Origin of the sequence: Treponema brennaborense DSM 12168 (assembly GCF_000212415.1) — a bacterium.
Lineage (GTDB): Bacteria > Spirochaetota > Spirochaetia > Treponematales > Treponemataceae > Treponema_F > Treponema_F brennaborense.
Map to the genome: position 1 here is coordinate 1,582,892 of NC_015500.1, position 13,141 is coordinate 1,596,032.

12 protein-coding genes and 1 tRNA gene are annotated in these 13,141 nt (G+C 46.6%); 9 read left to right on the forward strand and 4 right to left on the reverse strand.

Going from position 1 to position 13,141, the window contains the following annotated elements; genetic code table 11:
* Positions 1-254 precede the first annotated feature (254 nt).
* The 5 genes from TREBR_RS14295 (at position 255) to TREBR_RS06865 (ending at position 4,554) form a co-directional block, all read left to right on the forward strand.
* Positions 255-440, forward strand: a complete 186-nt coding sequence (locus TREBR_RS14295) for a hypothetical protein (protein ID WP_156786624.1) — start codon at positions 255-257, stop codon at positions 438-440.
* Between the two features lie 231 nt (positions 441-671).
* Positions 672-1,298: a hypothetical protein gene (locus TREBR_RS06845; protein ID WP_013758465.1), complete on the forward strand. Its 627-nt coding sequence runs from the start codon at positions 672-674 to the stop codon at positions 1,296-1,298.
* Between the two features lie 180 nt (positions 1,299-1,478).
* Positions 1,479-1,922, forward strand: coding sequence for a hypothetical protein (locus TREBR_RS06850; protein WP_013758466.1), 444 nt, complete (start codon positions 1,479-1,481; stop codon positions 1,920-1,922).
* Between the two features lie 653 nt (positions 1,923-2,575).
* Complete coding sequence (locus TREBR_RS06860; RefSeq protein WP_156786626.1) at positions 2,576-3,523, forward strand: hypothetical protein; 948 nt, start codon at positions 2,576-2,578, stop codon at positions 3,521-3,523.
* A gap of 35 nt (positions 3,524-3,558) precedes the next feature.
* The gene (locus TREBR_RS06865; RefSeq protein ID WP_013758469.1) at positions 3,559-4,554 is read left to right on the forward strand and encodes a helix-turn-helix transcriptional regulator; all 996 of its coding nucleotides are present in this window, start codon (positions 3,559-3,561) and stop codon (positions 4,552-4,554) included.
* A gap of 172 nt (positions 4,555-4,726) precedes the next feature.
* Here the strand turns inward: TREBR_RS06865 and hisS are convergent, their stop codons facing one another.
* The gene (gene hisS / locus TREBR_RS06870) at positions 4,727-6,034 is read right to left on the reverse strand and encodes a histidine--tRNA ligase (RefSeq protein WP_013758470.1); all 1,308 of its coding nucleotides are present in this window, start codon (positions 6,032-6,034) and stop codon (positions 4,727-4,729) included.
* Between the two features lie 29 nt (positions 6,035-6,063).
* Here hisS and TREBR_RS06875 point away from each other — a divergent pair, with 29 nt between their 5' ends.
* Positions 6,064-6,891 carry a type III pantothenate kinase gene (locus tag TREBR_RS06875; protein ID WP_245523705.1) on the forward strand — a complete coding sequence of 276 codons (828 nt, stop codon included), beginning with the start codon at positions 6,064-6,066 and terminating at the stop codon, positions 6,889-6,891.
* Between the two features lie 123 nt (positions 6,892-7,014).
* On the opposite strand, the gene TREBR_RS06880 is transcribed toward TREBR_RS06875, so the two are convergent.
* A tRNA-Gly gene (locus TREBR_RS06880) sits at positions 7,015-7,086 on the reverse strand.
* Positions 7,087-7,271: 185 nt separating this feature from the next.
* Here TREBR_RS06880 and TREBR_RS06885 point away from each other — a divergent pair.
* Together TREBR_RS06885 and TREBR_RS06890 are read left to right on the forward strand one after the other, a co-directional pair.
* The gene (locus TREBR_RS06885) at positions 7,272-8,561 is read left to right on the forward strand and encodes an NCS2 family permease (RefSeq protein ID WP_013758472.1); all 1,290 of its coding nucleotides are present in this window, start codon (positions 7,272-7,274) and stop codon (positions 8,559-8,561) included.
* Between the two features lie 164 nt (positions 8,562-8,725).
* A complete protein-coding gene (locus tag TREBR_RS06890; RefSeq protein WP_013758473.1) occupies positions 8,726-9,226 on the forward strand; it encodes a deoxycytidylate deaminase in 501 nt (166 codons plus the stop codon).
* Between the two features lie 48 nt (positions 9,227-9,274).
* Here the strand turns inward: TREBR_RS06890 and thrC are convergent, their stop codons facing one another.
* Positions 9,275-10,687, reverse strand: coding sequence for a threonine synthase (thrC, locus tag TREBR_RS06895; RefSeq protein WP_013758474.1), 1,413 nt, complete (start codon positions 10,685-10,687; stop codon positions 9,275-9,277).
* 126 nt (positions 10,688-10,813) lie between these two features.
* Complete coding sequence (locus TREBR_RS06900) at positions 10,814-11,884, reverse strand: hypothetical protein (protein ID WP_013758475.1); 1,071 nt, start codon at positions 11,882-11,884, stop codon at positions 10,814-10,816.
* Between the two features lie 100 nt (positions 11,885-11,984).
* On the opposite strand from TREBR_RS06900, the gene alr reads away from it, so the two are divergent.
* Positions 11,985-13,130 carry an alanine racemase gene (gene alr, locus TREBR_RS06905; protein ID WP_041610367.1) on the forward strand — a complete coding sequence of 382 codons (1,146 nt, stop codon included), beginning with the start codon at positions 11,985-11,987 and terminating at the stop codon, positions 13,128-13,130.
* Positions 13,131-13,141: the final 11 nt, after the last annotated feature.

The window sequence follows — 13,141 nt, forward strand, 5'->3', positions numbered from 1 at the left end:
TCCGATTTTACTTGCTTGATTATCTGTAAAGTTCAATGGATTGAAGCAGGTGTTAGGCAATTTCTATTCTACAAGCATTGGGATTAAGTTAATATTATTTGACTGTTATTGACCTCGAGATCCATTTTGTCTTCGACTTTTCGCGAGTTTTTGCGAAGCAAAATACTTGGTAAGAGAACCGTAAGGTTCTCGACAATATAATAGCAAACTTTAATACAGGAAAAGATTTTGATCAACAAATTGACAGAGAAACCTTGGAAACTTTATCCACTGATCCTGACAAAGCAATGGAAGGAGTATATGATAAAAAAACTGGTAATTCAGATGATGATGAAAGAGTTATAACTACTTTTAATTTTTATGACCCGAATACACAACCTGATAATCATAAAAAAAGCAGATGTAGAGCCTATCTAAAGAATATTATTTTGAACAAATAATTCCTTGCAATGACATTTTAGAAAAACGAGGTAAAAAAAATATGAAATATATGATAATTCCTATATTACATTAAGAGAATATCTGTATTCCTGGGGTAGTTTATTAAGATAAATTGAAGTAAAATCAACTAATTCATTAAGTTATATACAACTGTAAGCAATCGCTTCACACAGAACTTTTGTCGCACCGCACGGTAGATATTGGTAAAAAAGCTGTAAAGGAGGTTCTAAATGCATTTACTAAAGAAAATAAATAAAGAAACACTATTTGCAAATCTATGTGCTGTTATGATTGTACTCTCAATAATCCCCTACAAAAAGGCATTCTTTATTACATTTGGATTTTGTTTGCTACTTTCACTTATTTTGTCCATTCAAAAAAAAGAGGTAATGCAATTCAAAAGCTCAACGGCAATAAAGGGAAAAGACATATATATTGCAAATACCTTGAACTGGTTTTTCTTTATCATCTTGTTACTAATAATAAAAATATCAGGAAATATATTTAAGATACAAATACCTATAGAGTACTTATATATTTTTCTCTTTTTAGTATTGGTACGCAATATTTCGTTTTTAAGTCCCGGATTTAAAATAATGAAGATGCGATATCCTGATAATCAAAAAATACGTCCGTTTAAGATTCTCATCATAAATATATTTTATTTTTTATTCATATGGGTTCTTTTATTAAATGAAGAGAGAAAAATTTTTCATTCACAACAGTTCTTGGAAATGGTGTGCGTATTTATTTTATTTTTATATATGGTAAATATGATACCATTTGTATTTATTTATAAAAATAAGTCATTATTACTAAAAATACTGAAATTGGAGATAATAAAAGAAAAAGACTAGACCGAGGAAATAAAGATGGGGCATTTTCACGAACAGATAAATCAGATGATCCCTCAGTAATATTATATAATGGTGAGTAAATTAAGATAAATTGAAGTAAAATCAACTAATTCATTAAGTTATATACAACTGTAAACAATCATTTCACAAAAAAATTATACTTTAAGAAGGAGATTCCTTATGCAAAAAGAAAAAATTATACTTTCGATTAGGTTAAGGCATCCAACAATGAGCAGTGAATTAATTGTTAATGAATTTAATATTATTCCTGTTATAAATCAATCCGTTGGAGAAAAAAAAATTTTGCGTAATGGAAAAATACTGGATAAAAATAATGAGTTCACTTATATTGTATTTGGGTTTATGAACAATTCCTTTACGGATTTATCAGATACAATTGAGTATGCTAATACCTTTATGAATTGGAAAGATAATTTTAAAACATTATTTTTTCAAAGCGGAGGAACAGGTGAATATTATATAAGCATTTCGGCGAAAGAAAAATTTGCATTTGAATTTTTGCAAGAAACATTAAAAAAATGTTCAGAAAACAATGTAAAAAAAAGAGTTTTGACATATACCTGTTCAAGAAGAAATAGACAAATTAAAAGAGGCTATGAATGATCACTAAAGTAATAGAATTAATAAAATCAGTTTTTTTCGATGAAGAATCTGTACAAAAAAGTATTACAATGAAACGGAAAGACTTTTACAGTCTAACGGTAAGTATCAATTTGGTATATCAAATGCTTTGCAGCATATTTTATTTCCTTTTACTAAAAAAAGATTATAAAATTGGCTTTATCCTAAATATGAGCATATCAAATTTTATTGAATCGATGAGTTTCACACTCTGTTTATTCTTCTGTCTGTTTTTATTCAAATTTATATTTAAAATACCGCTGAAAGGAGAGTATATTTTAAGAGGTGTATTATTAATAACACTTGTAAGACCTATAATTTGGATTATCGGTTTGTTTTCTAATAGCATTATCGCGGGAATTTTGAATATTACATACAGTTTTTACTTTCTGAAGTTTTTCTATAAAGCTAAAATAGTGTCGGACAAGATAATACCATATTTATTAGTGAGCTTTGGAATGCAATTTAGTTTCATGTCTTTTTTCACTTTTTTTACTTGAGTTTATTGCAAAATAAATATTTTGAATCAAAGAAAATATTGTTAGACACAATCGGCAGCTTTCTCCAAAATAAAAAGTATTTTTCATACACCGACATTATATGTCGCTCTTGTGTTTTATAATAAAACCAAGAAGATGCAAAATGGAGGTATTGATATGAGCGGATCACAGATTTTGATTAAAGGCGGAACGAATTGGTTCGAGTTTTCAAAAAGTCAAACCGGACAGCTCGACTATCTCGGCAAGATTCAGAGTCCTGTAAGTATTAAAGGATATCAGAAAATTGCTTCAAGTACATATTTTTCTCCGAGTTATTATATTTTTTTGCAAGAAGAAATGAACACCGTGCCTGAAATATATGTTTCTCCCTCAACCGATATTTCGGACAGAGACACATACGAATTCCTGCTGCACATAGGCGCATTGCTTTGCGCGGTGGAGTCCAAAAATTCAGCGCTTGCAGGAGACCTGTATTGGCGCAGAAAAAGTTCTTTCGAAAAATGCACTCTGCTTACACAGTTCATCATACAGCCGCTGGCAGCAGAAATACTTTTCAGCCTTATGTTCGGCCGCTTTAACAACGTCTCCGAAAAGGATATTCCGCTGATATTTAACGAAGCAAGAAAACAGCTCGGTATCGATTTGTCAAAAGAAACGATAGAGCAGGCGTTTGTCCGTTATTTCAAAGAAAATAAAGTCACGCTTACGCTTCCCGTTGTCGGAACGAACTATCACAGTTGGACTTATTGCTCCGCAATTCTCGACAGCCTTTCAGAAAATATAAAGGCGGAAGATTTTGCAGCTCAACTGAAAAATATTAAAAGCGCAAAATATGAATTATATGCAGGCCTTGAGACTGCCGTTCAGGCAGAACCGTACAATCCGGTCGATGAAAATGCGATTGCCGTCATGATTGAAAATATCGACTCAAAGCTTGCCGGAAATTCAGGTCTCGAAAAAGCCGGCTATATTCGAGCTATGGCAGCAAAAATAATCCGTGCAGCAAAGCCCGAAAAAATCTCATATGAGGGAAAGATTGCACAGCTTTCAGAAAAAGAAATTGTAATAACACTTACAATTTAATTTGTTTTTACCATTTTTAATGGTATACTTTTTTTATGGAACAAAAACTTACCGGTAAAAAGCGTGATGATATCCGCCGCACGACACGAATCATTCAAATTGATGAAATGCTGCGCGGCGGTTCATACATCAAGATAGACGATTTGATTTTCACATTCGGCGTAAACCGCCGCACTGTTGAGCGCGATTTTGAGCATCTCCGTGATGAACTGAATGCTCCGCTCGAATACGACAAATCACGCCTGTATCACTACACCGACCCGACTTTTTCAATCCCGAATATCGTGCTTACGGAAGGCGAACTGTTTACCGTTTCAACCGTTATGCCGCTTATGGAACAGTATAAGAATACTCCGCTGGAAAATTCATTCAAAAGTATCATGACAAAGATAGTATCGTTTTTGCCCGATACGGTTACCGTGAATTCTTCTTTTTTGAATCAAGACGTCAGCTTTATTTCAGATCCGCTGCCTAAAATCGATGAAAACATTTTCAATTCCATTTTTAAGGCAATCAGAAGCCGTACCGTCATTTCTTTTGAGTATAAAAGTGCCGGAAGCAAGCTGTTCAAAAACAAATCCATCGATTCATATCGCGTTCTGTGTCAAAAAGGAAACTGGTATGTGCTCGGATTTGACCGCGAAGTACAAGCCGTTCGCGTGTATGCGCTTCCGAGGATTAAAAACATCGTTTTTGAGCACAAAACATTTACCGTTCCGAAAGATTTTAACGTGGAAAATCATATAGATTTGAACTTTGGCATTTGGAACAACCCGAATCAGCCTGTAGAATATGAACTGCTGTTTTCGCCCCAAACGAGCAACTACGTTCTTGAGCGTGAATGGCATAAAAATCAGCAGGTTGAACAAAAAGAAGACGGCTCCGTTTTATTGAAGTTCAAATCGAACCAAAGCCAGATGATTTTTACCTGGGTAATGAGTTTCGGCGATGCGGTTATGGTACGAAAACCGCCTGAACTTCGCGAAAAAATCATGGCGGAGTGCGAAAAAATGATGAAGAAATATAGATGAGGAATAGGGTATAAAGGAGACGCAGCGTGAAATCTGAATTGCGCTTTGAACACATGCTGATGAAAACGGCACCGCCCGGAACGGAATCTTCCGTTCCGAACTTATTGACCGGCAAAACGTCGGCAGACTGAAATTCTACTATATCGCGTCGCTCGGCCGCATCGGACGGCTTCTACCGAGCTTCCCCGATGCAGGCCACCGCGTCCCGCACGGAAATACCGTCGAACTGTTCGCGCGTCGTAAGATTTTTGAGTGTCAGAACGTTCCGCTCCGCGTCCTCCGGCTTTATCAGAATACCGAACGGAACGCCTTTTTTTTCGGCAACCGCATACTGAGCGCCGATTTTTTTTGCGTCGGGAAACACTTCGCACGCAATGCCCGCCGCGCGCAATTGGGAAGCGACTTTCTGATAATGAGCCGCAAGCGCGGCGTCCAAACAGAATATTTCGGCTTGCACGTAGCTTTTTTTATGCTCGAGCGCTCCCAACTGGTCAAGACCCGCGATAAGCCGGTCAAGTCCGATCGAAGAACCCACGCCGGGTACGCGGTCTTTCATATACAAACCGGCAAGATTGTCGTACCTGCCGCCCGAACACACCGAACCGATCGACGGCAGCGCGTTCAAAAACGTTTCGTACACAACGCCGGTGTAATAATCGAGTCCGCGCGTAATCGACGGATCAAGCACGAACGAATCGGCGATACCGGCAGCTTCCATCATGGCGCGGATATCGCGCAGACGGCGCGTATCGTCGGCTTCGCCGCCGGCCATCTTTTCCATGTGGGCGAGGGTAGCTTCAAACGTCGCTTCCATGCCGATATACGAAACGATATCTTCGGCAAGAACGGCGGAACCGGTACTATCGGTAAGCTGCGCAATCACTTCATCGCGGCCGATTTTAGCCAATTTATCTACCGTACGCAGAATGTCTTCACTTTTTTCGGTCAGACCGCGATTCGCCAAAAAACGGTTAAAAACACCGCGGTGGCTCATGCGAATCGTTACGTCTTCAACGCCGATCACGGAAAGCGCCGTTTTCATCAGCGCCAGAATTTCAAAATCACACGCGGCGCTGTCGGAACCGACACAGTCAAAATCGCACTGCACGAATTCCCGATACCGTCCGGCCTGAGGTTTTTCGCCGCGCCACACTTTTGCAATATGATACCGTTTGAACGGAAAATACAATTCGTCTTTATGTTCGGCCGTAAACCGCGCGAACGGTACGGTCAGATCAAAACGCAGCGCCACGTCGCGCCCGCCGTTGTCTTCAAACCGGAAAACCTGTTTTTCCGTCTCTCCGCTGCTTTTACGCAGCAAAATCTCCGCGTATTCGAGCACGGGCGTATCGATCGGCACGTATCCGAACGAACGGAACGCCGCAGTCAGTTTTTCGATCAACGCCGACCGGGTAATTTCCGCTTCCGGCAAAAAATCGCGGAATCCCTTCAAAACTTTGGGTTGTATCAGTGTATCCATATCGGTATAATATCCGGTACAGGAGAAAATTGCAATTGCTTTTAGCCATAGATATCGGAAATACGAACATCGTCGCCACGCTCTTTCACGACGACGAACTGATTCACACCTGGCGGATTTTCAGCGACACGCGCCGCACCGGCGACGAATATCGCGCCATTTTGACCTCTTTTTTCCGTGACGCCGGAGTCAGCGTCGCCAGCATCACGTCCTGCGTACTCAGCTCGGTTGTCCCCGTGCTTATCGGCCAGTTCGTCGGCCTGATCGAACACCTGACCGGCCGCAAGCCCATTCTGGTAAACCCGACCATATTTCCGCTCCTGCCGGTGAAAATTCCCGAATCCGCCGTACATGAAATAGGAAGCGACCTTGTCTGCAACGCCGTGGAAGCGTACTGCCGCTACCGTTCGCCCTGTATCGTCGTAGACTTCGGCACCGCGCTCACGTTCACCGCCATCGGAGCCGACGGCACGCTGCTCGGCATCGCCATCACGCCGGGTATCGGCACCGCGCGCAACGCCCTGTTCAACAACACCGCCCAGCTGCCATCCGTTCCGCTTGAAGCGCCGCCTTCCAGTCTCGGAACCAACACCATTCATTCAATCCAAGCCGGAATCGTACTCGGATACAAAGGTCTCGTCGAATCGCTCATAAACCGAATGAAAACCGACATGTCCGCGCAGACCGGCATCGCAGCCGACACTATCAGAATCATCGCGACCGGCGGCCTCAACAGCGTGCTCAAACCCATCACCGACGTGTTCCAGAACGTAGACAAATCGCTCACACTGTACGGTCTCAAACGGATTGCGGACATCGTCGGCGCTCGAACGCCGCCGGAATCACCTCTCATCTAATCGAATTCTTTTCATTTCGGAGCAAACGTGCCGGCCGGCCGCCCTGATGCAGTTCCGTTTGCCGGCAGTTTCACTCATCGTTTAAAATAAAAAAACGAGTTTGCATTTCACAAACTCGTTTTCAGCGGATGATGGGAGTCGAACCCACGTCATCAGCTTGGAAGGCTGAGATAATAGCCGTTATATGACATCCGCAAGCGATGTATCTGTTATATCAAAACGGGAAAAAAATGTCAAGAGGACGGTTTCCGTAAAGCAAAAAAAATCCGATGAACTCCTGATACCGATAAAAACCGGCACGGTTCCGTCTGCCTTTGCAAACGCAGCGAAATATGTTATAGTGGATAATCTTTTTTATTGAACCTGAGGAGGGTCAAAAAATGGAAAAATTCTTCAAACTGCAGGAGCGCGGTACGACTGTCCGTAAGGAAGTCGTTGCCGGTATTACGACGTTCCTCGCCATGTCCTACATTCTGGCAGTCAATCCGGGAATACTCGGCAGCATTCCCGGAATGCCCGCGAACAGCGTTTTTACCGCGACGGCTTTAGCTGCCGCCATCGGTACGCTGGTTATGGCGTTCGCTGCAAATCTGCCCGTCGCGCTCGCACCCGGTATGGGACTGAACGCCTTTTTTACGTATACGGTCGTGTTCGGTATGGGATACAGCTGGCAGACAGCCCTGACGGCGGTTTTTCTCGAAGGCATCGTTTTTATCATTCTGTCGTTTTTTAACGTCCGTGAAGCGATCGTTAAAGCGATTCCCGCAAACCTCAAAAAGGCAGTCGCCGTCGGTATCGGATTGTTTATCGCGCTGATCGGTCTTGCAAACGCCGGCGTCGTATCAAATGAAACCGGAACGATTATCGGTTTTGCAGCATTGAAAGGCCCGGCGCTCGTCGCCGTTATCGGACTGATTATCACCATCGCACTGTACGCACTGAAAGTTCCCGGTTCTATTCTGATCGGTATCGTTTTGACGACCGTCATCGGCATTCCGTTCGGCGTTACGTCGGTTCCCGAAGGATTCACTCCCGTATCGCTTCCGGCCGCTCCGCTGTTCTGCAAATTCGATTTTTCAAGCGTGCTGACGATCAAATTCTTTACCGTATTCTTTACGTTCTTTTTCGTCGACGTTTTCGACACCGTCGGAACGCTGGTCGGCGTTACGGCGCAGGCCGGACTTTCCGATGAAGAAGGCAATATTCCCAACGTCAAGCAGGCACTGCTTGCCGATGCGGTCGGAACCGTTGCCGGTGCCGCATTGGGAACGTCCACCGTTACCAGCTTCGTCGAAAGTACCGCGGGTGTCGCAGCCGGCGGCCGCACCGGTCTTTCTTCCGTCGTAACGGCGCTCTTTTTCCTGCTCGCACTGTTTCTGGCGCCGCTGTTTTTGCTGGTTCCCGGAGCGGCGACCGCTCCGGCGCTGATTTTCGTCGGTTTTCTGATGATGAAATCGGTTACCGGAATCAATTTTGAAGATCCCACCGAAGGCATTCCGTGTTTTATCGCGATTATCGTCATGCCGTTTGCGTACAGCATTGCCGAAGGTATCGTATGGGGCGTTCTGGCGTACGTATTGGTCAACGCCGTAACCGGTAAATTCAAGAAAATATCCGTTATCACCTGGATTCTGTTCGTCATATTCCTGCTGCGTTTCTTTTTGAAATAACGAGGCGATGACAAAACCCGCGGTCGGGAAAACCGAAACGTTTCCGGCCGCGATTCACACAGACGGCGGATACGTGAGGTGCGGATACGCACACAATCCCGGAATCCGCCGTGCCGTTTTTCACAAACCTTGTACATTCCGCAAAAAAAAAGTATACTTTTCCCATGAACGAACAAGAATCGATACCGTACGTACGTCCGCACTGGGACGACTATTTTATGGAAATCTGCCGGACAGTCGCAAAACGGGCAACCTGCGATAGGGGCCGTTCCGGCTGCGTTATCGCGCGCGACAACAGGATTTTAGTCACCGGCTACGTCGGTTCCCCCGCGGGACTGCCGCACTGCGACGACGTGGGGCACCTGCTCAAAAAAATGGTGCATGAAAACGGAACCGTTACCCAGCACTGCGTCAGAACCGTTCACGCCGAACAGAACGCCATCTGTCAAGCGGCAAAAAACGGCATATCCATAGACGGCGCGACGCTGTACTGCAAAATGACGCCGTGCAGAACGTGTACGATGCTGATCATCAACTGCGGAATCAAGCGGGTTGTGTGCGAAAAACGCTATCACGACAGCGCCGATTCGCTCACGATGTTTGAAGCTGCCGGAGTCGAAATCGTCCATCTGAACGACGACGTCCAGCAGTATGATAAAATGTAGCAAAGCCGTCGGGTCATCAAAAGGTCCCGGACAGCTTTTCCGGTTATTCTATAAATTGGCAACGAGCCAGGCGCGGAACGCTTCGTAATCTGCGGCCATCGGAATTGACATATCGGGCAGCGACATCACTTTTTCGAGCCGGTCGGGCAGCGACGGTTCACGGCCGATTGCTTCTTTGACCGTTTCGCCGAATTTTGCCGGATGCGCGGTTTCAAGAATCACGCCGACCGCAGATTTTCCGGCGACGCGTTGTGCCCAAGCGGGAACGTTCGGCGTCAGTCCCGGTTCGTTGGGCGAACCGGCGAGTCCGCCCATAAGCCTGGTCATGGCGCCGCGGCGGATATCGTCCCACGCGTGCCACGCGACCGCGCCGTGCGGATCGATAATATAGCCGGTACGCGAATAACAGCTGCGGATTGCGTCCATAGTGCCTTCGTCGTCAAGCCAGTAAGAAGCGAACAGTTCGCGCACTTTTTCAAGCGGATATATCGCTTTGATTCGTTCGTAATTACTCGGTGCGCCGACGTCCATCGCGTTCGACAGTGTCGCCACCGACGGGCGGGGGCGGTATTCGCCGCTTGCAATCCAATCGGGAACGGTGCGGTTCGCGTTCGTCGCGGCAACGAAGCCGGTAATGGGCGCTCCCATTTCACGCGCGATCAGCCCGGACGTCAGATTACCGAAGTTTCCCGACGGAACGGTGAAAATGATCGCCGGATCGTCGATTTTATTGTCGCGCGGGCTGCGGTGCTTAACCACGAGCGCTGCGTACGTATAATAGAAGCTTTGCGGCAGCAATCGGGCTATATTAATCGAGTTTGCCGAAGACAGCCGGAAGCGGCCGCGCAGTTGCGAATCGGTAAACGCGGTTTTCACCAGTTTCTGGCAGTCGTCGAACGTACCGGCAACGCGCAGCGAGCGCACGTTTCCGGTGAACGTTGAAAGCTGCTTTTCCTGCAGCGGGCTGATTTTTCCTTCGGGATACAAAATGGTAACGTCGAGACCGGGCACGTTATAAAACGCACTGCCGACCGCGCTGCCGGTGTCGCCGGACGTCGCCACGAGGATATGCAGCGGATCCGACTCGCTCCGGTTAAAGTACGACATGACGCGCGCCATAAAACGCGCGCCGAAGTCTTTAAATGCACACGTCGGTCCGTGAAACAGTTCCAAAACGTACGAAACCGGATCAACGGGAACCACCTGCGCACTGAACGGATACGCATCCGCTATGATAGCCTGCAAATCGTCGGACGGAATTTCGTTACCGACGAACGGCTTTGCCGACTCGAACGCAATATCACGGAACGAAGGTTCCGGATTTTTACCCAAAAAACTCTTATCGAGTTTGGGAAACTCAACGGGAATATATAAACCGCCTGTTTCGGCATTCATACCGTTCATGACGGCAGTCCTGAAATCGGAACGGACGCAAGAATCTCTGGTATCTGTATAAATCATTGCATAAATCCTAATATATGGTAGATTACCGTAATATACGGTAAATTATATCAGAAAAAGAATAAGTCCGCAACAAAAATTTGAGGAGAAACCTGCATGCAGTGAAACGAAATACTGCGTTATCCGTTACATCCCATACAGGATGCGTTCGGCAGTTTGAGGACCGAGCAAATCGTTGCGGGCTGAATTAAGTGCGGCCCATTCGGACTTGCCGGTACCGGTTACGCGAACTTCAGTCGCGTACAGATGCGCACCGCTGCTCATGTCGACGCAGGTGATGTCCGCCACGAGCGGTACTTCGTACCCGTCGTCCGTTTTACGAACGTCGCCGTCGTATTTGACCGTACCGAAAACGAAAAAAGCGGAAGCGTTGCCGATCAGATTGTGAGCCGCCCGATACACCGCGTTTTTATCACCGGAATCGATTTCATCGATAAAATCCGCAAGACCGATTCCCGAAAATCCGTTTTTCATCAAAGCGGCCAATACGGCTGAAGCGGAAAGGCTGTTGTCGCGCACCGGTTTGCCGGATTTCGTATAATCGAGAATGGAAATCGTTCCGCCGCGGCGCTGCAGATTCGTTTTAACCTTATAAGGAACGGAAACCGACCGCCTATTTTCAGCGCTTCCGGCAGAATCGCTTCCGGCAAGATCGCTTCCGACGGAAAAAACGACTTCACCGTTGCAGGAAAACGAAGGAACGGGCGCCGTAAAAGAAACGGAACCCTGTGCGTCGCTCGTCAATTCGGTTTCCGCAAAAGAAATCACGCCGTCAAGGCTTGCTTCAGGATAGGATACGCGAACCGGAACGCCCGCCGCAGGCAGCTTTGTCCGACTGTCGGTAACCGTCACGGTAAAAGCCGATTTAAACGCGGAACCTTTCGTTGCGGCCGCAGGCGTTTTGCCGGCTTCCACTGTTAAAAATTCGGCGGGATCATTCGGGACGGGCTCCGCCGACGCAGTGTCCGGCACGGCTTCAACGGAAACCGCCGTATCTGCAGATTCGGCAGTTTCTCCCGCCGCCGCGGCGGCTTCACTATCGATTCCCGTAACCTCGGCTTGTTCAACCGGAACGGAACCGCTCAAATCCGATAAATCGGACGTACCGGAAAGCGTACCGTCCGCAGACACACAGGAAAACAAACCCGCAATAAAAATAACTGACCAGATAAAACAGGCGATCGAATACTTTTTCATTTTTTATATCTCCAATTTGATATTTAAGTTTAATACGGTTTATCGTTTTTTGCAATATACGGTTGATAATAAAATGTTGTTTGGATATGATGGTTACACTATGAGAGCAACATATGCATACATATATCTTGACAATTTAAGACATAATCTGGCGGCTATCCGCACGTGTATAAAACCCGAAACGCGTATATGCGTCCCGGTCAAAGCGGACGCATACGGTCACGGTGCCGTTCAAACGGCACGGACGGCGCAAGAGTGCGGCGTCTCGTATCTTGCAGTCGCCGCCGTTTCCGAAGGAATCGAATTGCGGGAAGCGGGTATTGAACTGCCGATTCTGCTGCTGAGCGTACCGCAGCCCGAAGAATTCGCCGAAATCGTTTCATATGCTTTGATGCCGGCCGTATTCGACGCCGAATTCATTGATTTGCTGAGTGAAACCGCCGTCCGCATGAAGCGGCGGCTGCCGGTTCATCTGAAAATCGACACCGGCATGGGACGGATAGGCTGCCCGGCGGAAGAAGCGGCGCGGCTGGCCGAACGTATCTCGAAATCGGCAGCGCTGGAATTGGCGGGCGTATTCACCCATTTTGCAGCGGCGGATTCGCTGGTACCGGCAGACGAAGCTTACACGCACGGACAAATCGAACGGTTCGTCCAAGCCGTCGATTCAATCAGAGATCGGCACATCAATCCGGGAATCGTCCATTGTGCAAGTTCGGCGGCGATACTGCAATATCCCGAAGCCCAGTTCGACATGGTGCGTCCCGGAATCATCGTATACGGCTACTATCCGGGCGACATAACGGAGGATTATCTGCAGCGAGCGGGGCGGCCGCTTCATTTGAAACCGCTCCTGGAAGTACGCAGCAAAATTTCGGCAATAAAACCGATCCGCGCCGGTGAAAGTATTTCGTACGGCCGCACCTGGACAGCCGATTCCGACGGGGAAATCGGCGTCATCCCGATAGGGTACGCCGACGGTATTATCCGCAGATTCGCGCCGGACATACGGATTTCCGTTAACGGCCGCGCGTATCCGGTGCGCGGCAGGATCTGCATGGATCAGTGCATGATCGACCTCGGCAAAAACAGCGGCGTTTCCCGCTGGGACGACGCAATCATATTCGGCCCGAAAGAAAACGGAGCCGCCTGCAGTGCCGAAGATCTTGCACAGGCAACCGGAACGATTTCATACGAGATTCTGTGCGGGATAAACAAACGGGTGCCGCGCGTATACATTCCGTAAAAAGCGTAGTA